This is a genomic window from Pseudokineococcus lusitanus (assembly GCF_003751265.1).
GTDB lineage: Bacteria > Actinomycetota > Actinomycetes > Actinomycetales > Quadrisphaeraceae > Pseudokineococcus > Pseudokineococcus lusitanus.
The window spans coordinates 427,366-449,703 of record NZ_RJKN01000001.1 but is presented as its reverse complement, the minus strand read 5'-3'; the positions used below and the strand labels follow the sequence as shown (position 1 = coordinate 449,703).

Genomic DNA, 22,338 nt, shown 5'->3' with positions numbered 1-22,338 from the left:
GCTCGTCCGGCGCCCGAGGTCCAGGTGCGTGCGCTTCGTCAGGTTCGTCCCCACCTGCGCCACCATTCCCGACCCAGTCGATCGGATCAAGGACGGACGACGGCGTCTCGGCACGCGGACGGCCCCGCCACCCGGGGAGGGTGGCGGGGCCGTCGTCGTGCGGGCGGCGCGTGGCGTCAGCGGAGGGCGACGTCCACGGCCGTGCGGGCGACGTCGTCGAGCATCCCCAGCGGGTGCACCCGGAAGGTCGGGTAGGTGCCGAAGAGGACGGCGGTGCCGCCCGCCGCGTTCTCGCCGGAGACGACCGAGGGCTGCCCGGCGGCGGCGTCGGGGCCACCGGTGCCGTCCTCGAGCGCCCGCCAGTGGCCGGCCACGAGCGGCTCGGCGCCGTAGGTCTGCTCGACCACCGCCCCGTCGCCGAGGTCGGTGAAGTGGACCGCCCCGTAGACGAAGGCGCGGTCGTCGGTGGCCGCGCCGAGGCGCGAGCCCTCCGGCGTCACCACGTCGACGACGCCGTTGCCGGCGGAGTTGCCCTGGACGGCGGTGACGTCGAGGTAGCCGAGCTGCGTGGCGATCGCCGTGGCGGCCGTCCCGCGGCCGATCATCGAGCCGCCCCGGTCGGCGTACGCCTGGAGCTCGGCGAGGGCCGCGCCGGTCAGGGGGGCGCCCCGGCTGGTGAGGCCGGCGCCGACCCAGAGCAGGTCGACGTCGTCGAGGTCGGTGCTGCCGTCGGCCAGCGAGGCCGCCGTCACGCGGACCGGGTCGTCGACGCCCAGCTCGACGAGGGAGAGGTAGTCCTCGCCCACGTCGTCCGTCGTCGACGCCGTCGTGTAGGCCACGGTCAGGGCCGTCGCGGCGACGACGCCGTCCCGGCCGACGGTGACGTCGGGGGTCGCCGTGAAGGCGACGCCCTCGGCCCGGGCGACGGCGAGGGCCGCGGCGCGCTGCCCGCGGGGGACGACCGCCGAGCCGTCGGGCAGGAGGGCGACGGGGACGCCGTCGTCGAGGAGGGTGGTGAGCGCCCGGACCTCGGCGGTCCCGGTGAGCTCGAGCCGCAGCGCCGTGCGGGCCGGCGCGGCGGCCGGCGAGGTCGCGGCCTCGACGGGACGGGGCCGGAGGCCGCGCGGGAGGGACTGCACGACCTCGACGTCGGCGCCCCACAGGTCGGAGAGGCTCCACGCCGAGACGTCGTACATCTCCGGCACCCGGTCGCTGATGTCGCTGCCCTCGGCGAGGAGGGCGTTGGCGAGGCCGCGCAGGGGCTGGCGCATGTCGACGACGTAGGAGCCGCGGGCGTAGGTCGTGCCGTCGATCTCGCGGGGCTGCGCGATGCGGCCGACCTCGACGCCGTGGTCGACGAGGTGGTCGACGAGACGGGCGGCGCTCGAGGACGACTGGTCGCCGCCGGCCGGGATGACGTACGCGGCGGGGAACTCGGCGCGGTAGACGTCGGTCTCGTCCCACACGTCGGCCCACTGGTCGGGGCCGGGGACCGTCGTCGGGTCCGGGTCGGCGCCGAGCGTGCGCAGCGGCTCGCCGGCGGACCCGCGGCGGAAGACCTCGACCTGGTTGGCGAGGAGCTCGTCGGCGTTCTCCAGCGCGTAGTCCGTCGTCGAGGTGATGACCTGCTCGGCCACCTCGGTGTTGACCTTCGTGCGGCGGGCGCTCTCGGCGAGGCCCTCCGGCGTGTCGGTCGCCACCCGGCCGAGGGGGAGCTCGACCGTCGACGTCACCGAGCCCTGGAAGGCGAGGTACTGCGCCGTGAAGATGGGGGGCCAGTCGTCCCAGCCCGCGCGGATGTCGCGGTAGGGGATGCGGATCTTGCCGGTGTTCTCCGTCGTGACCGCGCCGGCGTCCGTGAGGTACGTGTTGCCCTCGATGTCGGCGGCGGCCACGTCCTCCTCGATCCGCAGGGCCGAGGCGTACGCGTGCGGCAGGAAGAGGTCGTAGTCGTAGTTCTCGCCGTGCGGCGGGCCGCAGGGCTCGACCTGCAGCACCGACGTGTAGCCGTGGATGTCGCTGAAGAAGACCGGCTGGAGGCGGCCGGCGAGGTCGCGGATCGCGACGGTCTCGGGCGTCTCGTTGGTGATGAAGTCGCGGTTCGGGTCGAGGTCCACCGCGGTGCGGCGGGCCCCGGCCACGCGGCCGTCGGGGTTGTTCGTCACCGTGAAGTACAGGCGGCTCGTCGAGAGCTGCTCGAGCGCGGCGGCGTCGCCGGACTCGGCCCGGCCCACGAGCTCCTCGATCCACAGGAGGCTGGCGTCGGTGCCCTCCCACTCGTTGCCGTGGATGTTGTTGTTGAACCAGACCGGCGTCTTGTAGCCGGCGGCGAGGTCGGCGTCCGCGGCCGCGGCCTCGGGGTCGGCCTTGACGAGGTCCCGCCAGGCCGCCTGCTGCGCGGTCTGCTCGGCGGTCTCCGGCGTCGTGAGGGTGACGAGGAGGATCTCGCGGCCCTTGGTGGACGTGCCGACGACCTCGGTCGAGACGAGGTCGCTGCTCGCCATGAGCGCCTGCAGGCGCGGGGCGATCTCGGCGTACGGCAGGGCCCCACGGGCGATCGACGCGTCGGCCGGGTCGGCCGGGTAGACCCGCAGCTGCGGCTGCACCGGGTAGCTCGCCGGCGCCTCGGCCGCGGCGGCCGTGGCGCGCTGGGTGGTGACGGCGTCGCCGAGGGCGCTCGCCACCGCGGCGGGCGTGGCGGCGTCCGCGGCACGGGCGGTGGGGGCGGCCGACGGGGCGGCGACGGCGCCGGGCGAGGCGGCGAGCACGACGGCGGCGGCCAGCCCGCCGAGGCCGGCGCGCGCGGCGGCGCGCCGAGGTCGAGAAAGGGGCACGAGGTCTCCTGCGGTCCACGGGGGCCACCGGGATGTCCGGTGTGGGGTGACCGTGGCACAGCCGACCGCTCTGCGGGGGAGTGCGACGACTTCTGGGCACCTGCCCGTCGTGCCGCCGTCGCTCAGGCGGGCAGGAGGTCGAGCGCGAAGGGGTCGAGCGTGCCCGGCAGCGGCGCGTCCGCCCTCAGGCGGGGCGTGCGCGGTCGCCAGCCGTCGGCGGCGAGCGTGGCCAGGAGCGTGCTCGTCGTGAGGAGCACGACGCCGCGGCCGGGGCACATGCCCGGGCCGGCGCTGAAGGGGACGAGCGGCCAGTCCACGGCGGCCCCGGGCTGCTCCTGCCCGTCGTCGTCGAGCCAGAGCTCGGGGGCGAGGCGGTGGGCCTGCGGCAGGCGGCTCGCGTCGCGGTGGAAGAACGGCGCCAGGACGACGACGGAGGCGCCCGCCGGGAGGCTGCCGGTCCGCCACGCCGTCGGGGCGGTCGTGTCACGGAGCACCGCGGGCGTCGTCGGCCAGAGCCGCAGCGACTCCAGCAGCAGCGAGCGCACGACGGGGCGGCGGTGGACCTCCGCGTCCGGCGACGTCGAGGGCACGGGCGCCTCCTCCCGCACCCGCCGCGCGAGCTCGGGGTGGGCGGCGAGCAGCTCCAGCGCCCGGGCCGACGCCCAGGCGGCGGCGTCGAAGGCGAAGAGCCACTGGGGCACCTGCTCGTGCGGCGCGAGCCCCGGGCGGGCGGGGGTGGTGGCCACGAGCGCGGCCAGGCTGCCGGGCTCGGCGGCGTCGACGTAGTCGCGGACGCGGCCGAGGAAGCGCTCCCGCGTGCGGTGGTCGACGGGGACGAGGCCGGACCAGTTGGCGCGGCGCCGCAGGGCCTGCAGGTCGTCGGTCACCTGCTCGTCGTCGCGGGCGGCGTCGCCGAGGGTGACGCGCCGGACGGCCCGCCACCACGCCCGCGACAGGTGCGGCCAGGTGAGGGCGCCGTCCGCGCGGGCCTCGGCCGAGAGCGCCCGCGCCTCCTCCGCGACGGCGGCCGAGAAGGGGCCGGCGAGGTGGTGCAGCGGCTGCCCGGCGTCGAGCACCGACTCGTTGAAGGGCCGCCGCACGCGGCGGTCGGCGGGGGAGGAGATGAGCAGGCCCCGGGGCTGGAAGTGCGAGAGCGCGCCGCGCTTCTCCCGGGAGGCGGGCGAGAACGGCTCGGGCGCACCGTCGAGCACGCGTCGGACGTCCTCGGGCTCGACCGGCACGACGACGGAGCGGCCGAGCACGCGGACGTGCACCGGGTCCGGCCCGTAGGTGTCGCGCAGCCGGCGCACGGTCGCCACCGCCCGGGTGTCGAGGTCGAGCCGGGCGACGAGGGCGACGACGCGCGGCCGCCGGACGATCGCGCCGCGGGCCGCGACGGGCGCCAGGACCCCGACGAGCAGCCGGGCGGCGTCGGCGGCGGAGGCGGTGGGCACGTCGTCGGCGGGGGGCCGGGACAGCGCCGCCACGAGCCGGCGGAGGCCGCGCAGGGCCCGCCGGGGGAGGGGGCCGCGCGGGCGGGCGTCGTCGGCGGGCGGCAGCGGGGCGGTCGGCGGGGTGCTCACCTCCTCCACCCTGACGCCCGGCGGCACCCCCCGCCCGCCGGGCGGTGGAGGGACGGCGGTGCCGGCGCGGGGATGGGGGACCATGGGGGCGTGAGCGCAGCCCCCGACACCCTGGCCCGGCCCCGGGGCGCCGCCGACGGCCCCGACGCGGGCGCCCCGGCGACCTCCCCGGCGCCCCCGCCGCTGCGGATCGGCCCCCACGCCGTCCGCACGCCCGTCGTCCTCGCGCCGATGGCCGGCATCACCGGCGAGGCGTACCGGCGCCTGTGCCGCGAGCAGATGGAGTCGGTCGGCGGCGAGGGCGTCTTCGTCTCGGAGATGGTCACCTCGCGCGCGCTCGTCGAGCGCACGCCCGAGTCGATGCGTCTCGTCACGCACGGCGCCGACGTCCGGCTGCGCAGCACCCAGCTCTACGGCGTCGCGCCCCGCACCGTCGGGGCGGCCGTGCGCGTGCTCGTCGAGGACGGGCTCGCGGACCACGTCGACCTCAACTTCGGCTGCCCCGTGGCCAAGGTCACCCGCAAGGGCGGCGGCGCGGCGCTGCCGTGGAAGAGCTCGCTCTTCGCGTCCGTCGTCCGCGAGGCCGTCCGGGCGGCCGAGCCGGCGGGCATCCCCGTCACGGTGAAGATGCGCGTCGGCATCGACGCCGAGCACCACACCTACCTCGAGGCGGGCCGAGCGGCGCAGGGCGAGGGCGCCTCCGCCGTCGCGCTGCACGCCCGCACCGCGGAGCAGTACTACTCCGGCGACGCGGACTGGAGCCGGATCGCGCGGCTCAAGGAGGCCGTCACCGAGGTGCCCGTCCTCGGCAACGGGGACATCTGGTCGGGCGAGGACGCCGTCCGGATGGTCGCCGAGACCGGGTGCGACGGCGTCGTCGTCGGCCGCGGCTGCCTCGGGCGGCCCTGGCTCTTCGCCGACCTCGCCGCCGCCTTCGCCGGCGACCCGCGCCGCGTGCGCCCGACCCTCGGCGAGGTCGCGGCGATGATGCACCGCCACGCCGTGCTCCTCGCGGACCAGAACGCGGTCGAGGGGGTGCCCGACGTGGACCGGGCCTGCCGGGAGATCCGCAAGCACGTCGCCTGGTACCTCAAGGGGTTCCCGGTCGGCTCGGACCTGCGCCGCCGCCTCGCGCTCGTCACGTCGCTCGACGAGCTGGCCGAGGCGCTGTCCCTCCTCGACGCGGACGTCCCGTGGCCGGGCGACGACGCCGAGGGCCCCCGCGGCCGCACCGCCGCCACGAAGCGGGTGGCGCTGCCCGAGGGCTGGCTCGCGACGCGCGAGCTGACCGGCGCTGCGGCGCAGGCGGTCGCGGACGCCGAGGCGTCCGTCTCCGGCGGGTGAGCACCACCGGCCTCGGCCGCCCCACACCGCCGCACCAGGGCTCGGCGGGCCCGGTGCGGCGCGACGACGCCCGCGTGCCCGGCTACGAGGCGCCGGACCGCGAGCGCTGGCTGCCCGAGGCGCCGAAGAGCGCGGCCAGGGGCGACTTCGCGCGCGACCGCGCCCGCGTCCTGCACTCCTCGGCGCTGCGGCGCCTCGGCGGCAAGACGCAGGTCGTCGGCCCCGGGACGGACGACTTCGCGCGCACCCGGCTCACCCACAGCCTCGAGGTGGCACAGGTGGGCCGGGAGCTGGCGACGTCGCTCGGCTGCGACCCGGACGTCGTCGACGCCGCCTGCCTGTCGCACGACCTCGGGCACCCGCCCTTCGGCCACAACGGCGAGCGCGCGCTCGCCGACGCCGCCGCGGCGATCGGCGGCTTCGAGGGCAACGCGCAGACGCTGCGGCTGCTCACGCGGCTCGAGCCGAAGGTGGTCGACCCGGCGACCGGGCGCAGCGCCGGCCTCAACCTCACGCGCGCGAGCCTCGACGCCGCGACGAAGTACCCCTGGCGCGCGGGGGAGGGCCCCGCCATCCCCGGGACGGGCGGCGCCGACGACCCGGACGCCGGGACGGGGCGTTCCACGCGGAAGTTCGGCGTCTACGCCGGGCCGGCGGGCGACGAGGAGGTCTTCGCCTGGCTGCGTCGCGGCGCCCCCCACCACCGGCGCTGCCTCGAGGCGCAGGTCATGGACCTCGCCGACGACATCGCCTACAGCGTCCACGACGTCGAGGACGCTGTCGTCTCCGGCCGGCTGGACCTCGGCGTCGTCGCCGACCCGGGGCAGCGGCGGCGGGTCGGCGAGATCTCTGCGCGCTGGCACGGCCTCGCGCCCGAGGCGGTCGACGAGGCGCTGCTGCGGCTCGCCGCGACGCCCGCCTGGGTGGGGCGGGTCGAGCCCGGCACCCGCAGCCGCGCGTCGCTCGCGGCCCTCAAGGACATGACGAGCCAGCTCGTCGGCCGCTTCGTCGACGCCGCCCGCCGCGCGACGCAGGAGGCGCACGGGCGCCGTCCGCTCGTGCGGTACGCGGCCGACGTCGTCGTGCCCGCCGGGACCCTCGCGGAGATCGCCGCGCTCAAGGCGCTCGCCGCCCTCTTCGTCATGGAGGCGGGGGACCGGCAGCCGGAGTACGCCCGCCAGCGCGAGGTGGTGGCCGGCCTCGTGGACGCCCTGAGCACCGGGGACCCCGCCGCCCTCGAGCCCGCGTACGCGGCCGACCTCGCCGAGGCCGCGGACGACGCCGCCCGCCTGCGCGTCGTCGTCGACCAGGTCGCCGCGCTGACGGACACGACGGCGGTGGCCTGGCACGCGCGGCTCGTGCGGGGCACCGGGGCCTGATCCGGTCCGACCGCGCGACCAGGCGCCTGCTCGCGCTCTGCGGGGGCGTGCGACGACGAGCAGGCGCCCGTCCGCGACCTCCGGGTGGTCCCGACGACGAGCAGGCGCCCGTTCGCGCTCCGCGGGCGCCTCCGACGACGAACAGGCGCCCGTTCCGCGTCGGGCGGGAGGCCGGTGGACGGCGGGGGCCGCGTCCTCGTCCCCGACGTACGCTCGGGCGGTGCCAGGTCGGATCCGCAGCGAGGACGTCGACGCCGTCCGCGAGCAGGTCCGCCTCGACGAGGTCGTCGGGGAGTACGTCACCCTGAAGTCGGCCGGTGCGGGGTCGCTCAAGGGCCTCTGCCCCTTCCACGACGAGCGCACGCCGTCCTTCCACGTGCGACCCGCGGTCGGCTACTACAAGTGCTTCGGATGCGAGGCGGGCGGCGACGTCTTCCGGTTCCTCCAGGAGATGGACCACCTGACGTTCCCCGAGGCCGTCGAGCGCCTGGCGCAGCGGGTGGGGATCCAGCTGCGGTACGAGGAGGGCTCGGGCGGGCCGTCGCGGCAGGACGTCGGGGTCCGGCAGCGGATGCTGGACGCCCACCGGGTCGCCGCCGAGTTCTTCGTCGAGCAGCTCGCGTCCCCCGGCGCCGGCGTCGCGCGGCGCTTCCTCGCCGAGCGTGGCTTCGACCGTGCGGCCGCCCAGCACTTCGGCGCGGGCTTCGCCCCCGACGGCTGGGACGGCCTGCTCAAGCACCTCCGCGCCCGGGGGTACCGCGACGAGGAGCTGGCGACCGCGGGTCTCGTCAGCCGCGCCCAGTCCGGCGACCGCGTCTACGACCGCTTCCGCGGCCGGCTCGTGTGGCCGATCCGCGACGTCGCCGGCGCCACCATCGGTTTCGGCGCGCGCCGCCTGCTCGAGTCCGACCAGGGGCCCAAGTACCTCAACACGCCGCAGACGCCGCTCTACGACAAGTCGACCGTCCTCTACGGCCTCGACCTCGCCAAGCGGGAGATCGCCAAGCGGCGCCAGGTCGTGTTCGTCGAGGGCTACACCGACGTCATGGCGTGCCACCTGTCGGGCGTCCCGACGGCGGTCGCCACGTGCGGCACCGCCTTCGGGCCCGAGCACGTGCGCTCCGTCCGCCGGCTGCTCATGGACGACGACGCCTTCCGCGGCGAGGTCGTCTTCACCTTCGACGGCGACGAGGCCGGTCGGAAGGCCGCGCTGCGCGCCTTCGCCGAGGACCAGCGCTTCACCGCGTCGACCTTCGTCGCCGTCGAGCAGGGCGGCCTCGACCCGTGCGACCTGCGGCTGGAGAAGGGGCCCGAGGCCGTGGCCGCGCTCGTCGCCTCCCGGGTGCCGCTCTTCGAGTTCGCGCTGCGCTCGACGCTCGAGCGCTTCGACCTCGCCACGGCCGAGGGACGGGTCCAGGCGCTGCGCGCGGCCGCCCCGCTCGTCGCGGGCATCAAGGACCCGGCGCTGCGGCCGGAGTACGCCCGCGAGCTGGCCGGCTGGCTCGGCATGGACGTCGACGACGTCCGCCGGGCCGTCACCGGCGCCGGCGGCAAGGCCTCGGCGCCGCAGCAGCCGCAGCGGCGGCGGGCCGGCGCGCCCGAGCCGGCGCCACCCGCGCCGCGGCCGGCCGGCCCCGACCTGCGCGACCCCGTCGTCCGGCTGGAGCGCGAGCTCCTGCAGGCGGTCCTGCAGGCGCCCGGCCAGGTGGACGCCGCGCGCTTCGACGGCCTGCCCGACGACGCCTTCGCCGTCCCGCTCCACCGCGCCGTGCACGAGGTGCTCCGAGCGGTCGGCGGCGTCGCCGCGGCGTCCGGGGGCGAGGCGGCGTGGACGGCGCGCGTGCACGACACGGCGGGGGAGTCGCTGCGCGCCTCGGTCGAGGAGCTCGTCGTCGCCCCGCTGCCGCTGCGGCCCGGCGACCCGGTGGGCCCGCTCGCGGCGGCCGCGCTGCGCGAGCTGGAGCTGCGGGTCCTCCTCCGGTCGTCGGCCGAGGTGTCCGGCCGCGCCCAGCGCGCCGAGGCGTCGGGCGACCACGAGGAGGCCGGCCGGCTGTGGGCCCGCGCCATGGAGCTCACCGCGGAGCACAAGCGGCTGCGGGCGGCGAGCGCCTGACCCGTCCGGCCCGCGGTCACGCGGAGCGCCGACCACCCGGGACGCCGTGTACCCTCGACCACGCCTCGGGCGCCTCGGCGCCCGACGGTCCCGCGTAGCTCAACGGCAGAGCATTCGACTGTTAATCGAACGGTTGCTGGTTCGAATCCAGCCGCGGGAGCCACACCCATCACCGCGGGCGCGCCCCGCCACGGGGCAGTAGCTCAGCCGGTCAGAGCAGCGGACTCATAATCCGTCGGTCGTGGGTTCGAGCCCCACCTGCCCTACGCCGGGCGGGCGGTGAGGTCGCCCCCACCGCCCTCCCGGAGCTCGCGCTGCGGTCAGGAGCCCATCGTCGGGCTCACGGAGCCCCACACGTCGGGCGTGCGGGAGACGACGGCCCGGAACTGCGTGCCGGCGGGCGCGAGCGTCTTGACGGTGAAGCGCCCGCGCTGGTCGCCGACGGCGGTGCCGACGCGGGTCCACCCCCCGGCCGCGTCGAGCCGTTCGACCGTGACCTTCTGCCCCGGCCAGACCCGGTAGTCGTGGTGCTCGGCGCGCACGTCCAGGTGACGGCTCTCGCCGGTGACCCGCGTGACGCCGTCCGTCCGCGTGACGTTGATCGACTGGCTCGAGCCGAGGCGGATCACCACGGGGATGTGCTGGCCCGTGCGGATGTAGGGGGTGGTCTCGGTGGCCAGCGTCTGGGTGCTGACGCTCCAGTAGTACGAGCCCCAGTACGGGTACTTGTACTTCGACCAGGGGATGTCCAGCTGGTAGGTGCTGGTCGTCCCGGGCACGAGCACGTACTCCTTGTTCGAGACCTGCCCCGGCCCGAAGGCCTCGCCGTTGCTCATGCGCAGGTAGGCCCCGACGACGTCGACAGGTCGGTCGACGGTGAACGTGATGAGGTGCCGCATGTTGTGCTCGTCGACCTCGACCCGCAGAGGGGTGTCGACGGTGACGACCGGGCGGGTGGGCTCCGCCGTCGACGGGGCCGTCCCGGAGGCCGTGGCGGGGGCGGCCACCGCTGTCGTGAGGAGTGCGGTGACCACCGCGGTCATCAGTCGCCGAGCATGCATCTGCGGTACCACCCAGGGTCGTGGTGGCCGTGCCGGCCACCGGTCCCCGCACCGTAGGGAGAGGTGCCGGCCCCGGTCCCGCCTTTCGTCGGGACCACCGGGGAGGATGACGTCCGGGGCCGAGGGCCCGTCGTCGGACCTGCTGCCCCTCCGTCGGTGACCGGGGTACCCAGCCGTCCGTCCCGCCTTGGAGGGAGCCCCCGTGCCCTTACGAGCCGACGACGTCGCCGCCTGGGTCCTCAAGACCCGCACGCCCCTCGACGACCTCACGGACGGCTGGCGCAACGGCGACCGGGCCGACCTCCGCCGCTGCGTCCACCCGACGTACCGCCTCGACCTCGTGCAGCCGGGCGACCGGTGCCTCCTGTGGCTGAGCGGCCGTCAGGCCCCGGGCGTCCACGCCGTCGGCGTCGTCACCGAGGCTCCGGTCGACGGCGATCCCGACCCCGCGGTGCACGTCCGGCTGCACCGGCTCGCCGAGCCGTTGGCGCGCGCCGACCTCCTCGCCGACCCCGCGGTCGCGGACGCCGAGGTGCTGCGGGCGCCGTTCGGCAGCAACCCGTCGTACCTGACCCCGGCGCAGCTGCGCGCGGTGCTCGAACGGCTCGCGGCGGCCGACCTGCGCGCCGCGGGCTGGAGCTGAGGGCCGCGGTCAGCCCCGGTCCGCCACCAACCACGCCGTCCCGTACGGCGGCAGCCACAGCTGCCCGTCGCCGCCGCGCTCGGGGACACGTCCCGAGAGGGCGTCGAGGGCGTCGGCCACCCCGTGCGCCGCGAGGCGGCCGGCGCTGACGGGTCGCCAGCCGTCCGTGACGTTGGCGAGGCACAGGAGGTCGCCCTCCGGGTGACGCCGCAGGACCGCGAGGACGCCGGGGTCCTCGACGTCGAGCGCCTGGGAGGGCGTCGCCGCGTGCAGGTGCGGCAGCGACGCGCGGGTGCGGGCCAGGTGCCGGAGACCCGCGAAGACGGCGCCCGCGACCGTCGAGGGGTCGTGCCGCTGCGCGAGGCGCCCGTCGTCCGCGCGGGGGCGGTGCACCCACCGGTTGTCGGCCTCGTGGCCGGGCTCGTCGGCCCAGGCGACGTCGCCGGGCTGGCCGACCTCGTCGCCGGACCACACGACGGGGACGCCGCCCCAGGCCATGACGACGGCGTGGACGAGGAGGAGGCGGGCGACCGCGAGGTCCACCGCCCCGTCGCCCGGCCCGGCGCCGTCCGCCGTCGCCCGCTCGAGGCCGACGAGGGCGGCGGTCGCGCCGCTGATGCGGCGGTCCCCGGTGGCCGGGTTCTCCTGGAAGACGAGGCCCGTGGCGGGGGAGCCGGGGAAGCCGCCCGCGAACCAGTCGGAGAGGAAGGCGCGGTGCGCGTACCCGTCGAGGCCGACGGCGCCGGCGTCCTCGTCGGAGATCGCCCAGCCGATGTCGTCGTGGCACCGCACGTAGGTGATCCACGCCGTCGACGCCGGCGTCTGCGGGAGCTGCTGCAGCGCACGGACGGTCAGCCGGACGTCGCCCGTGGCGAGCATCGACCACACCTGGACCATGAGGGTGTTGTGGTACGCGAGGTCGCTGACGCGGCCGGTGCGGCGGCCCGTCCCGAGGTAGTGGACGAGGTCGGCCGGCGCCACGATCGCCTCGGCCTTGAGCAGGAGCGCGGGGCACGCGACGCGCGTCACCGCCTTGAGCACCTGCGTGACCGCGTGCACCTCCGGCTGGTTCTGGCAGCTCGTGCCGAGGCGCTTCCAGAGGAAGGCCACGGCGTCGAGGCGGAGCACCTCCACGCCGAGGTTGGCGAGGTGGAGGACGACGTCGACCATCTCGGCGACGACGTCCGGCGTCGACCAGTCGAGGTCCCACTGGAAGGTGTTGAAGGTCGTCCAGACCCAGCCGTCGAGCTCCTCGTCCCACGTGAAGCTGCCGGGGGCGGTGTCGGGGAACACCTCCGGCAGCGTCCGCTCGTAGGCGTCGGGGCCCTCGCGGTCGTCGAAGACGTGGAAGTAGCGGCGGTACCGCTCACGCTCCTCGGGCGTCCCCCGCCGCGCGGCGACCGCCCACGGGTGCTCCCGGGCGACGTGGTTGAGCACGAGGTCGAGCACGAGGCTGACGCCGCGGCCGCGCAGCGTGGCCGCGAGGTCGCGGAGGTCGTCGGTGGTGCCGAGGTCCGGGCGCACCTGCCGGTAGTCGGCGACGGCGTAGCCGCCGTCGCTGTCGCCCTCGCGCGGCAGCAGCAACGGCATGAGGTGCAGGTACGTGACGCCCAGCTCCTCGAGGAGCGGCAGGCGGTCGGCGACGCCGGCGAGGGTGCCCGCGAAGCGGTCGGTGTAGGCGGCGTAGCCGAGCATCCCGGGCCGCTGGAACCAGTCCGGGGCCAGCGACCGGCGCAGGTCGAGGCGGTGCAGGTCGGCGTCGCGGTCCCGGTACGCCGCGGCCGCGGAGCGCAGGAGGCGCCGCTCGAGAATCCGCACGTCTTCCGGCGGCATCACGGCCACGAGGCCGTCGTGCACGTCGGGCCACCACCGCTCCACGCGCAGCGCGAAGAGCTCGCGCCGGTCGGGGGAGACGTCGGCGAGGAGGTCCTCGACGTCGTCGAGCACGCCCCGACCACCGACCGGTGCCGTCCCGGGGCCGACCTGCTCGCGCCCGTCCATGCCACGCTCCCTCGCGCTCGAGCCCGCCGCCCCGGTGGGTCGGGCGGACGCTACCGACCGGCGGGGTCGCCGGTCAGGAGCCGATGTCGGACACGTCGTGCGACGCGCCGTCGGCCGGGCTGACGGCCTCGTCGCCGGTCCGGCCGCCCGGCAGGTCCTCGCGGTCGTTGTCGTAGTCGGCGCTCTTGTGCTGGGCCGTCGGGTCGCTCGTCGTCGCGGCCGGGTCCGGGTCCTGCTCGGCGGCGTTGACCGAGACGGTGGGGAAGGGGACGCCGCCGTCGTCGGAGCCGCTGCGGGGGTCGGAGGAGGTCGTCACGGTCCCACCCTGGCCGCGGGCCCGCCGCCGCGCACCCGGTGGCGCGCCGCGGCACCGGTCCCCCGCGTCGTCGGGCAGGCTCGGCCCGCAGGGACGTGCGGTCGGGGGCGAGGGGAGGGGGACGCCGTGGACGCGGGACCGGGAGGCGCGGTGGGCGGCGGGCGACGCGTGGTCCTCGTCGTCGACGCCGCCAACGTCGTGGGCGCCCGGCCGGACGGGTGGTGGCGGGACCGCGCCGGCGCCGCCCGCCGCCTGCTGGCGGGGCTCGGACGGCTGCCGGGGGCGACGGTCGAGGACCCGCACGGGCTGCCCGTCGTCGTGGCGGCGGTGGGCGTCGTGCTGGAGGGCCGTGCGCGGCAGGCGCTGCCGCTCGGCGGGGAGAGTTCCGCGGGGGTCCGGGTGCTCCTGGCCCCCGGGAGCGGCGACGACGCGCTCGTCGACCTCGTCGAGCAGCTGGGCGCGGTCCTCGACGGCGGGGAGGTCGTGCTCGTCACGGCGGACCGCGGCCTGCGGGCCCGCGTCCCGGTGAGCAGCTGGGGTCCCGGGTGGCTCCGCACGCTGCTCGACGACCGCACCGACGACCCCGTCGGCGGTCCGTCGGACAAGTAGGTGCGCCGGGCCGGGAGCGCCTCTCGGCGCGAGCGCCGCTCGAAGCGGCTTCATGTGGAGCCCGGGGCTACCGCGGCCCGGCGCACGCCAACTGTAACCACGCCGTGGGCGCCACGTCGCGCCCGCCGGTGGGACTCGTCCCCCGTCCGGGGCGCGTGCGGCGCCCGCCGGGTCGGGGCCCGACGGCGCCTTCAGGTCGGGCCCGCCCCTGCCGATACGAGGGCGACCGCCGACGTCGACCGAGGAGGGCACGTGCGCGGCACGACACCGCCCGACCTCACGGCTCCACGCGCCTGGACCTTCGAGGAGGCCAGCCGCGAGGTGCTCGACTACCTGCAGCGGGAGCTGCCGCTCGGCCTGTGGGCGGTCACCCGCCGCGACGACGACGACCAGGTCTTCCTCGACCTGCGCGGCAGCACCTTCGGCCTCGTGCCCGACCAGGTCATGCCGTGGCAGGGCTCGATCTGCCGGCAGATGGCGGCCGGAGGGCCGGCCGTCGCGCCGCGGGTCCTCGACGTCGAGGGCTACCGGGACACGGTCGCGGTCACGGACATCGGGGTCCGGGCCTACCTCGGCGCCCCCATCCACACGGGCGACGGCCAGGTCTTCGGCACCCTCTGCGGCTACCACGACGACGAGGTCGACGCCGAGCACGCGGAGCACCTCGCGCCGCTGCTGCGGCTCCTGGCCGCGCTCCTCGGGCAGATCCTCGCCGCGGAGACGCTCCGCGAGAGCGCCGCCGTCCGCGAGGCCGAGCTCGAGCGGCTGGCCACCCAGGACAGCCTCACGGGGCTCGCCACCCGGCGGGTGCTCGAGGACCGGCTGGAGCACGCGCTCGACCTCCACCGCACCGACGGCCGCCCGGTGTCCCTCCTCCTCGTCGACGTCGACGACTTCAAGGCCGTCAACGACACGCTCGGGCACGGCGCGGGCGACGAGCTGCTCCGGCAGCTCGCCGTCGGCTGGCGGACCCGGGTCAAGGACGGCGACACCCTGGCCCGTCTCGGCGGGGACGAGTTCGCGGTGCTCGTCGAGACCGGTGTCCCGCCCGAGACGGTGGCGGCGGTCGTCGGCGACCTGCTGACGACACGGCTCGACCTCGACGGGCACGCCGTGACGTCCAGCGCGAGCGTCGGTCTGGCGCACGTCGCCGCCGACGCGCCGACCCCGACCCCCGCCCAGCTGCTCGCACGGGCCGACGCCGCCATGTACGCCGTCAAGCGCGCGGGCGGAGCGGGTCTCGTCGTCCACCGCGACGACGCGGTGGAGGCGGCCAGCTGGTCGGCCGCCCTGCCCTCGCCCCGCACCGCTCCCGCCGACGCGGCGGTGACCGGCTCCCGCTGAGCGGGTCTCAGAGCAGCGCGCCGGAGCGCCACCGCCCGGCGCACCCCTCGAGGTCCTCCGCCGTCCGCACGAGCCGGGCGGCCGACGTCGTGAGGTCGTCCGCCGAGGCGCCCGCCCCGACCGGCGCGGGCCCGCCCTCGACGTCGTCGGCGAGGTCCGCGCGTCCCACGGCGACGACGCGGGCGAAGGCCGCTGCGCGGTCGAGGGTGTCGGCGAAGTCGCCGGTGGCCACCCCGGCCAGCACGGCGTCCACCTGGCGCCGGACCTCGTCCGGGCCGGGCGGGTCGGCGACGCCGGCGACGACCTCGAGCACGGGGGCGCGTCGGCGTCCTTCGTCGAACTGCCGCGACGCCTCGGCCGGCGCCGCGTGCACCCACTGCCGGAGGACGTAGAGGCGCCACAGGGCGCCGGGCAGCGACTGCGGCGCGGCGTCCGACCACAGCGCGGCGAGCAGCTCGAGCCCGTGCTCGTCGGCGAGGCGGACGAGCCGTGCCGCCACCTCCTCGTCGCCGGACGCCTGCGCGCCCTCGACGAGCAGCCGGGCGGTGGCGTGGGCGGCGGCCTCACGGCCCGCGGGGTCGCTGGGGCCCTCGAGGCTGTCCATCGCCCGCGGACCGAGGAAGGTCGGGCGGCGGGGGCGGTGGTCGGCACTCACGGCGTCCATGGTGCTCCTGCGGGCCCGACGACGCCGGACGGGCGCCGCGACCGGCGACGCGCCCGCGGGTGCTGGCCCCGCACGGCGGCGTCTGGCAGCATGCCGCCCGACGGCACCCGTGCCGTCGCGAGCACGACGGCACCGCCGGACCGCCACGAGGACGTTGGGGAAGACGCACCTCGGAGACGGACCTGGAGGGTCGACATGCCCGGAGCACTGACGCGTGGGGTCCTCTTCGTGCACTCCTCGCCCCGTGCCCTGCTGCCCCACGTCGAGTGGGCCGCCAGCGGGGTGCTCGGCGTGCCCGCCACCCTGGAGTGGATCGAGCAGCCGGTCTCGCCCGGCAGCTACCGCACCGAGCTGTCGTGGCAGGCGGAGCAGGGCACCGGCGCCCGTCTCGCCTCGGCGCTCCGCGGCTGGGCGCACCTGCGGTACGAGGTGACCGAGGAGCCGAGCCCCGGCGTCGACGGGGGCCGCTGGAGCCACACGCCGGAGCTGGGCATCTTCCACGCCGTCACCGACGTCCACGGCAACGTCCTCGTCCCCGAGGACCGGGTGCGCGCCGCGCTCGAGGCGGCGGTCGGCTCCGTCGCCGAGGTCCGCGCCGAGCTCGACCTCGCCCTCGGGACCGCGTGGGACGACGAGCTCGAGCCCTTCCGCTACGCGGGCGACGGCGCCCCCGTCCGCTGGCTGCACCGCGTCGGCTGACGCGGCTTCCCGCCCACCGCTCCGGGGGCCGGCAGAGGCGTCAGCCGGCGGTGCAGCGGCGCCCCTGCTCCTGAGGCGCGCACCCACGGCTGGACGGCGCCGATGTGCCGGGCGTGGGCCCGGTCCCGTCAAGAGGGCGCCGATGTGCCGGGGGTGGGGCCCGGTGCCGTCAGGAAGGCGCCGATGCGCCGCGCCCGGCGCCGTCGCGACCGCGACGGCGCCGGGCGCGGCCTGGCTCACGCGGTACCGCGCGGGCCGGTGAGGGCGAGGGCGGCGTTGTGGCCGCCGAACCCGAAGGAGTTGTTGAGCGCGATCGCGTCCGGGCCCGTGACCATGACGCGCGGCTCGTCGAGGACGACGTCGAGGTCGACCTGCGGGTCGAGCTCGGTGACGTTGATGGTGGGCGGGGCCACGCCCTCGGCCAGCGCCTTGAGGCAGAAGATCGTCTCGAGCGCGCCGGCGCCGCCGAGCAGGTGCCCGGTCATCGACTTGGTCGCCGAGACGCACACCCGGTCGAGGTCGCTGCCGAGCGAGGCGCGCAGGGCGACGACCTCGGCGACGTCGCCGACGGGCGTCGACGTGGCGTGGGCGTTGACGTGGACGACGTCCGACGGCTGGGCGCCGGCCTGCTGCAGCGCGGCCCGCACCGCCCGGGTGGCGCCGAGGCCCTCGGGGTCCGGGGCGGCGATGTGGTGGGCGTCGGAGGTGATGCCCGCGCCGGCCACGACACCGAGCACGGACGCCCCGCGGGCGGCGGCGTGCTCGGCCGCCTCGAGGACGACGACGCCCGCGCCCTCGGCGAGGACGAAGCCGTCGCGCGTGACGTCGTAGGGGCGGGAGGCGGTCTCGGGGGTGTCGTTGCGCGTGGAGAGGGCGTGCATCGACGCGAAGGCCGCGATGGGCAGCGCGAGGATGGCGGCCTCGGTGCCGCCGGCGATGACGACGTCGGCGCGGCCGGTCCGGATCATCTCCGCGCCGTAGGCGATGGCCTCGGCGCCGGAGGCGCAGGCCGAGGCGGGGCTGTGCGCGCCCGCCTGCGCCCCGAACTCGATGGCGAGGGCGCCGGCGGCGCCGTTCGGCATGAGCATCGGGACGGTGAGGGGCAGGACCCGCCGGGGGCCCTTCTCCTTCAGCACGTCGTACGCGGTGATGAGGGTCGTCACGCCGCCGATGCCGGTGGCGACGACGCAGCCCAGGCGCTCGCCCTCGACCTCGGGGGAGCCCGCCTGGGCCCAGGCCTCGCGACCGGCGACCAGCGCGTACTGCGCGGACGGGTCGAGCCGCTTCATCTCGTGCCGGGGCAGCACGTCGGCGGCCGGGACGGCGAGCGTGCCGCCGAACGTCACGGGGAGCTTGAGCTCCTCGACGAAGGGCATCGTCAGCGGCCGGGCGCCGGAGCGGCCGGCGAGGGCGGCCTCCCAGGTGCTGGGCACGTCCCCGCCGAGGGGCGTCGTGGCACCCATGCCGGTGACGACGACCTCGCGGGTGGTCGCCCGGCCGTGCGTGGCGGTCGAGGTCTGGTCGGTCATGGCGTGCCTTCCTCGGGGGAGGTGCGGGGGTGGTGCCGGGTGTGCAGGACGGCCCGGCCCGGGCGGGGAGCCCGGGCCGGGCCCGGCGCGTCCTCGCGCTGGTCAGCGCGCGGACGGCGCCGAGGTGCTGCCCCGGACGGGCAGCGGAGGGCTGGTCAGCCCTGGGCCTGCTGGATGTAGGCGACGACGTCGCGCACCGTGCGGAGGTTCTTGCTGTCCTCGTCGGGGATCGTCACGCCGAACTTCTCCTCGGCGTGGACGACGATCGACGTCATCGACAGCGAGTCGATGTCGAGGTCGTCGGTGAAGGACTTGTCCATCTCGACGGACTCCTTGGGGAGGCCGGTCTCCTCGTTGACGAGCTCGGCGATGCCGTCGAGGATCTCGTTCTCGCTCTGGGCCATGGGTGCTCCTCGTGTCCGGCGCGCGGTGCGCGCCCTCGGGTGGTGCTCGGTCGGGGGTGCCGGCCGCGGGGCCGGCGGGTCCCGCCGCGGTGGCGGCGGGAGGTCTGGGAGCCGTCTCAGCGGCGGCCGGCGGCGGTCACGGCAGCACGACCACCTGGGCGGCGTAGGACAGGCCGGCGCCGAAGCCGACGAGCAGCGCGTAGCCGCCCGAGGCCGCCTGGCCCTCGGCGAGCATGCGGTGCATCGCCAGGGGGACCGACGCGGCGGAGGTGTTCCCCGTCGTGCGGATGTCCCGGGCGATCGCCACGTGATCCGGCAGGCCCACCTGCGAGGCGAGCTTGTCGATGATCCGCATGTTGGCCTGGTGCGGGATGAAGGCGTCGAGGTCGTCCGGCGTCAGGCCCGCCGCCTCGATGGCCCGCAGCGCGAGCGGCGCCATGGCGAAGACGGCCCAGCGGAAGACCTTCTGGCCCTCCTGCTGCAGCGCCGGCCACTCGACGGCCGCGGGGTCGGTGACGCCGCGGTGCTCCAGCCAGGAGGTGCGGGTCTTGATGACGTCCCACATCGAGCCGTCGGAGCCCCAGACCGTCGGCGCGATGGCCGGCGTGTCGGAGGGTCCGACGACGACGGCGCCCGCGCCGTCGGCGAAGAGGAACGCCGTCGAGCGGTCGGTGAGGTCGGTGAAGTCGCTCAGCTTGTCGACGCCGACGACGAGCACGTGCTCGGCGGTGCCGCCGCGCACGAGGTCGGCGGCCTGCGCGAGGGCGTGGCAGAAGGCCGCGCACCCCGCCGAGATGTCCCACGCGGCGGCGGGTGTCGCGCCGAGGCGGTCCGCGACCTGCGTCGCGGCGGCCGGGGTCTGGTAGGGGTGGGACACCGTCGCGACGATGACGGCGCCGATCGAGGACGCGTCCACGCCCGCCGCGGCGAGGGCCTCGGCGCCGGCGTGCACCGACATGTCGATCACCGACGTCTCCGCGTCCGCCCACCCGCGGGACTCGATGCCCGTGCGCTGGCGGATCCACTCGTCGGTGGAGTCGATGTGCTCGCAGACCTCGGCGTTGGTGACCACACGCGTCGGCCGCCAGGCGCCGACGCCCATGATCCGCGCGTGCTCGGGGCCGCGGCGGGTCGCCAGCGTGGGGCGCTCGCGGCGCGGCGGGGTCGCCCCGCCGGTGCCGCTGGTGCCCACGGCGTCAGCGCTCACGCGGCACCGCCCGAGGTGCGCCGCTCGCCGTGGCGGGCGACGAAGGCGCGCGCGTCGTCCAGCTGGTCGGGCGTGGTGAGGGCGAAGGTCTCGACGCCCGGCAGCGACCGCTTGGCGAGGTTGGCCAGCGTGCCGGCGGGCGGCACCTCGAGCAGGCCGGTGACGCCCATGTCGGCGAAGGTCTCCGCGCAGAGGTCCCAGCGCACCGGGCGCGCCACCTGGCGCACGAGCCGGTCCAGCACCTCGCGGCCGTCCGCGACGACCGTCCCGTCGGCGTTGGAGACGACCGGCACGCGCGGGTCGCGCGGGGCGACGGCGCCGGCCAGCCGGGCCAGGGCGGGGACGGCCGGCGCCATGTGCTCGGTGTGGAAGGCGCCGGCGACCTGCAGCGGGATGACGCGGGCGCGGGCGGGGCCGTCGGCCCGGAGGGCCTCGAGCTGCTCGGTCGTGCCGGCGGCGACCACCTGGCCCGCGCCGTTGGCGTTGGCCGCGACGAGGCCGTGGCGCGCGAGCACCGCGGCCACGTCCTCGGGGTCGCCGCCGACGACGGCGCTCATGCCGGTGGGCGTGGCGGCGGCCGCGGCCGCCATGGCGCGGCCCCGCTCGCGGACGAGGACGGCCGCCTGCTCCTCGGAGAGGACCCCGGCCGCGGCGGCGGCGGTGATCTCGCCGACGCTGTGGCCGGCCAGGGCCCCGACGAGGTCGAGGTCGTCCGTGCCGTCCGTCAGCGCCCGCAGCGCCACGAGGCCGCTGGCCACGATGAGGGGCTGCGCGACGGCGGTGTCGCGGATGGTCTCCGCGTCGGAGGTGGTGCCGTGGGCCTCGAGGTCGAGGCCGGTCACGGCGGACAGCCAGTGGAGGTGGTCGGCGACGCCGGGGACCTCGAGCCAGGGGGCGAGGAAGCCGGGCTTCTGGGACCCCTGCCCGGGGCACGTGATGACGAGCACCCAGCGACCTTGCTCCCGGCGGAGGGGCCGAGGCGGTGCGGGCAGGCACAGCAGCGAGGGGTCGACGTTGTGGGAGTCCTACAACGGCGGACGACGGTGCGGTGTCCGTGGCGTGACGCCCCTGCGGCCGGTCGGTGGGCCGTCGTGCGCCGGATGTGGCAGGTGTGACAGCCCGTGGGTCCGCCGACAGGGGCCGGTCGGCCGTCGGGCGGGTTCGGCACCCTCCCCGCTCCGGGTCGGGACGGCCTCAGCCGGAGGGCCTCCCGCCGTTCCCGGCCGCGCCGGTCGGCCGTGGTGGCCCGTCCGCGAGGGCGCCGACGACGAGGGCGACCTGCAGGACGAGCGCGTCGCGCGGGCTCGTCGCGTCCCACCCGGTGACGTCGAGGGCCTTCCGCAGCCGGTAGCGCACGGTGTTGGGGTGCACGAAGAGCAGGCGGGCGGTGGCCTCCACCGACCGCCCGGTCTCCAGGTACGTCGAGACCGTCTGCGCCAGCGCTCCTCCCGCGTCGGCGAGGGGGCGGTGGACGACGTCGAGCAGGGCGCGGCGCGCACGGACGTCGCCGGCCAGCACCCGCTCCGGCCACAGCTCGTCCGCGAGGACGGGCCGCGGGGCCGCGGGCCAGGCGCGGGCCGCGGCGAGGCCGGAGAGCGCGGCGCGGCTGGACGTGCCGGCGTGCTCGAGGTCCGCGACGGCGGGGCCGACGACGACGGGTCCGGGGCCGAAGTGGCGGGCCAGCGCCGTCGTCGCACGCCGGAGGTCGACCGACCGGGGGTCGAGCCCGGCGTCCGTCGCGGGCTGCGCGCCGTCGTCGTCGGGCCGGGGGGAGACGCCGAGGACGACGACGAGCCGCTCGCCCTGGAGGCCGACGACGGCGTCGTCCGCGGCGGAGCGGGCCGCCCGCCGCAGCCGGTGGACGACGTCCTCGGGGTCGCCCGCCGGGGCGGAGCCGACGACGACGGCCACCGCGGCGGGCCGTCCCCAGCCCAGCGCGGCGACGCGGGAGCGGACGGCGTCGTCGACGTCGCCGCGGACGACCGCGTCGACGACGAGGGCCTCGAGCCGGGCGTCCCACGCGCCGCGGGCCTCGGCGGCGCCCGCGTAGAGCTCGGCCGCCGCGAAGGCGACCTCCCGGGAGTAGCGCAGGACGGCCTCGCGGAGGTGCTGCTCGCGCCCTGGGGCGGCGACGACGTCGACGTGGTCCTCGACGACGTCGACGGCCGCGCGCACCAGCTCCAGGGTCTGCGCCAGCGTCACGGCGCGCGTCAGCTCGCGCGGCGCCGACCCGAAGACGTCCGCCGTCACGGTGAGGGGCGCGTCGGGGTGGCTGTACCAGGTGACGAAGGCGCCGATGCCGGCCTGCGCGACCAGCCCGACCCACGAGCGGTCCTGCGCGGGCATGGACGAGTACCAGGGGAGGGCCTCGTCGAGGTGGCGCAGGGCGGCGGTGGACAGCAGGCCGGTCGCGGCCCGCAGCCGCGCGAGGTCGTCGGCGGTGGGCTCGACCCGCCGCGCGCGACGGGCGGCGCGGGTCGTCGGCTCCATGCGGCGGATCGTACGGAGGCGCTCCCGGCCCGCGGCCCCCGCGGCCGGGAGCCGGCCCGAGCCGTCGTCCGACCAGCCCGAGGAGGGCCGCCGGGGGCCTCTCGTGGGGCGTGCTGGC

At 77.1% G+C, this 22,338-nt stretch carries 18 protein-coding genes and 2 tRNA genes; 9 read left to right on the top strand and 11 right to left on the bottom strand.

Translation table 11 applies throughout. The annotated features are described in order from the left end of the window. Window positions 1-176: 176 nt before the first annotated feature. Together EDC03_RS02025 and EDC03_RS18345 are read right to left on the bottom strand one after the other, a co-directional pair. The gene (locus EDC03_RS02025) at window positions 177-2,834 is read right to left on the bottom strand and encodes a M14 family zinc carboxypeptidase (protein WP_123378495.1); all 2,658 of its coding nucleotides are present in this window, start codon (window positions 2,832-2,834) and stop codon (window positions 177-179) included. 122 nt (window positions 2,835-2,956) lie between these two features. After that, window positions 2,957-4,417 carry a cytochrome P450 gene (locus EDC03_RS18345; RefSeq protein WP_199719852.1) on the bottom strand — a complete coding sequence of 487 codons (1,461 nt, stop codon included), beginning with the start codon at window positions 4,415-4,417 and terminating at the stop codon, window positions 2,957-2,959. 90 nt (window positions 4,418-4,507) lie between these two features. On the opposite strand from EDC03_RS18345, the gene dusB reads away from it, so the two are divergent. From dusB to EDC03_RS01995, 5 genes are all read left to right on the top strand, one after another. After that, window positions 4,508-5,761: a tRNA dihydrouridine synthase DusB gene (gene dusB / locus EDC03_RS02015; RefSeq protein ID WP_241966977.1), complete on the top strand. Its 1,254-nt coding sequence runs from the start codon at window positions 4,508-4,510 to the stop codon at window positions 5,759-5,761. A gap of 53 nt (window positions 5,762-5,814) precedes the next feature. Beyond that, window positions 5,815-7,140, top strand: a complete 1,326-nt coding sequence (locus EDC03_RS02010; RefSeq protein ID WP_123378775.1) for a deoxyguanosinetriphosphate triphosphohydrolase — start codon at window positions 5,815-5,817, stop codon at window positions 7,138-7,140. A 220-nt stretch (window positions 7,141-7,360) separates the two neighbouring features. After that, a complete protein-coding gene (gene dnaG, locus EDC03_RS02005) occupies window positions 7,361-9,253 on the top strand; it encodes a DNA primase (protein ID WP_123378493.1) in 1,893 nt (630 codons plus the stop codon). Window positions 9,254-9,341: 88 nt separating this feature from the next. Then, window positions 9,342-9,416: transfer RNA gene (locus tag EDC03_RS02000), tRNA-Asn, on the top strand. A gap of 29 nt (window positions 9,417-9,445) precedes the next feature. Then, window positions 9,446-9,519: transfer RNA gene (locus EDC03_RS01995), tRNA-Ile, on the top strand. Window positions 9,520-9,573: 54 nt separating this feature from the next. Here the strand turns inward: EDC03_RS01995 and EDC03_RS01990 are convergent. Continuing rightward, on the bottom strand, window positions 9,574-10,296 hold the full coding sequence (locus EDC03_RS01990) for a hypothetical protein (RefSeq protein ID WP_148057983.1): 723 nt from the start codon (window positions 10,294-10,296) through the stop codon (window positions 9,574-9,576). Between the two features lie 220 nt (window positions 10,297-10,516). On the opposite strand from EDC03_RS01990, the gene EDC03_RS01985 reads away from it, so the two are divergent. Then, a complete protein-coding gene (locus tag EDC03_RS01985; protein WP_123378491.1) occupies window positions 10,517-10,957 on the top strand; it encodes an EVE domain-containing protein in 441 nt (146 codons plus the stop codon). A gap of 9 nt (window positions 10,958-10,966) precedes the next feature. Here the strand turns inward: EDC03_RS01985 and EDC03_RS01980 are convergent, their stop codons facing one another. Together EDC03_RS01980 and EDC03_RS01975 are read right to left on the bottom strand one after the other, a co-directional pair. Continuing rightward, on the bottom strand, window positions 10,967-12,958 hold the full coding sequence (locus tag EDC03_RS01980) for an alpha-amylase family glycosyl hydrolase (protein WP_123378490.1): 1,992 nt from the start codon (window positions 12,956-12,958) through the stop codon (window positions 10,967-10,969). 73 nt (window positions 12,959-13,031) lie between these two features. Next, entirely contained in the window at window positions 13,032-13,274 is a 243-nt protein-coding gene (locus EDC03_RS01975) for a hypothetical protein (protein ID WP_123378489.1), read from the bottom strand. Between the two features lie 126 nt (window positions 13,275-13,400). On the opposite strand from EDC03_RS01975, the gene EDC03_RS01970 reads away from it, so the two are divergent. After that, a complete protein-coding gene (locus tag EDC03_RS01970; protein ID WP_199719851.1) occupies window positions 13,401-13,883 on the top strand; it encodes a hypothetical protein in 483 nt (160 codons plus the stop codon). A 252-nt stretch (window positions 13,884-14,135) separates the two neighbouring features. After that, the gene (locus EDC03_RS01965; protein ID WP_123378487.1) at window positions 14,136-15,227 is read left to right on the top strand and encodes a sensor domain-containing diguanylate cyclase; all 1,092 of its coding nucleotides are present in this window, start codon (window positions 14,136-14,138) and stop codon (window positions 15,225-15,227) included. Between the two features lie 7 nt (window positions 15,228-15,234). Here the strand turns inward: EDC03_RS01965 and EDC03_RS01960 are convergent, their stop codons facing one another. Beyond that, entirely contained in the window at window positions 15,235-15,891 is a 657-nt protein-coding gene (locus EDC03_RS01960; RefSeq protein WP_199719850.1) for a hypothetical protein, read from the bottom strand. A gap of 195 nt (window positions 15,892-16,086) precedes the next feature. On the opposite strand from EDC03_RS01960, the gene EDC03_RS01955 reads away from it, so the two are divergent. Beyond that, window positions 16,087-16,590: a DUF3145 domain-containing protein gene (locus tag EDC03_RS01955; protein ID WP_123378486.1), complete on the top strand. Its 504-nt coding sequence runs from the start codon at window positions 16,087-16,089 to the stop codon at window positions 16,588-16,590. 236 nt (window positions 16,591-16,826) lie between these two features. Here EDC03_RS01955 and EDC03_RS01950 read toward each other — a convergent pair whose 3' ends face one another. The 5 genes from EDC03_RS01950 to EDC03_RS01930 all read right to left on the bottom strand — a co-directional run bounded on the left by EDC03_RS01950 (window position 16,827) and on the right by EDC03_RS01930 (window position 22,220). Next, entirely contained in the window at window positions 16,827-18,119 is a 1,293-nt protein-coding gene (locus EDC03_RS01950) for a beta-ketoacyl-[acyl-carrier-protein] synthase family protein (protein ID WP_123378485.1), read from the bottom strand. A 155-nt stretch (window positions 18,120-18,274) separates the two neighbouring features. Beyond that, the gene (locus EDC03_RS01945; RefSeq protein WP_123378484.1) at window positions 18,275-18,523 is read right to left on the bottom strand and encodes an acyl carrier protein; all 249 of its coding nucleotides are present in this window, start codon (window positions 18,521-18,523) and stop codon (window positions 18,275-18,277) included. A 136-nt stretch (window positions 18,524-18,659) separates the two neighbouring features. Further along, window positions 18,660-19,625 carry a beta-ketoacyl-ACP synthase III gene (locus tag EDC03_RS01940; RefSeq protein WP_123378773.1) on the bottom strand — a complete coding sequence of 322 codons (966 nt, stop codon included), beginning with the start codon at window positions 19,623-19,625 and terminating at the stop codon, window positions 18,660-18,662. Window positions 19,626-19,726: 101 nt separating this feature from the next. Continuing rightward, complete coding sequence (locus EDC03_RS01935) at window positions 19,727-20,677, bottom strand: ACP S-malonyltransferase (RefSeq protein WP_123378483.1); 951 nt, start codon at window positions 20,675-20,677, stop codon at window positions 19,727-19,729. 247 nt (window positions 20,678-20,924) lie between these two features. After that, on the bottom strand, window positions 20,925-22,220 hold the full coding sequence (locus EDC03_RS01930; protein ID WP_123378482.1) for a PucR family transcriptional regulator: 1,296 nt from the start codon (window positions 22,218-22,220) through the stop codon (window positions 20,925-20,927). Between the last annotated feature and the right edge of the window lie 118 nt (window positions 22,221-22,338).

Bases quoted from the DNA above. Each gene is read 5' to 3' on its own strand.
- EDC03_RS01990 (WP_148057983.1), bottom strand. From the start codon at position 10,296: ATGACCGCGGTGGTCACCGCACTCCTCACGACAGCGGTGGCCGCCCCC.
- EDC03_RS01980 (WP_123378490.1), bottom strand. From the start codon at position 12,958: ATGGACGGGCGCGAGCAGGTCGGCCCCGGGACGGCACCGGTCGGTGGT.
- EDC03_RS01960 (WP_199719850.1), bottom strand. From the start codon at position 15,891: ATGGACGCCGTGAGTGCCGACCACCGCCCCCGCCGCCCGACCTTCCTC.
- EDC03_RS01955 (WP_123378486.1), top strand. From the start codon at position 16,087: ATGCCCGGAGCACTGACGCGTGGGGTCCTCTTCGTGCACTCCTCGCCC.
- EDC03_RS01950 (WP_123378485.1), bottom strand. From the start codon at position 18,119: ATGACCGACCAGACCTCGACCGCCACGCACGGCCGGGCGACCACCCGC.
- EDC03_RS01945 (WP_123378484.1), bottom strand. From the start codon at position 18,523: ATGGCCCAGAGCGAGAACGAGATCCTCGACGGCATCGCCGAGCTCGTC.
- EDC03_RS01940 (WP_123378773.1), bottom strand. From the start codon at position 19,625: ATGGGCGTCGGCGCCTGGCGGCCGACGCGTGTGGTCACCAACGCCGAG.
- EDC03_RS01930 (WP_123378482.1), bottom strand. From the start codon at position 22,220: ATGGAGCCGACGACCCGCGCCGCCCGTCGCGCGCGGCGGGTCGAGCCC.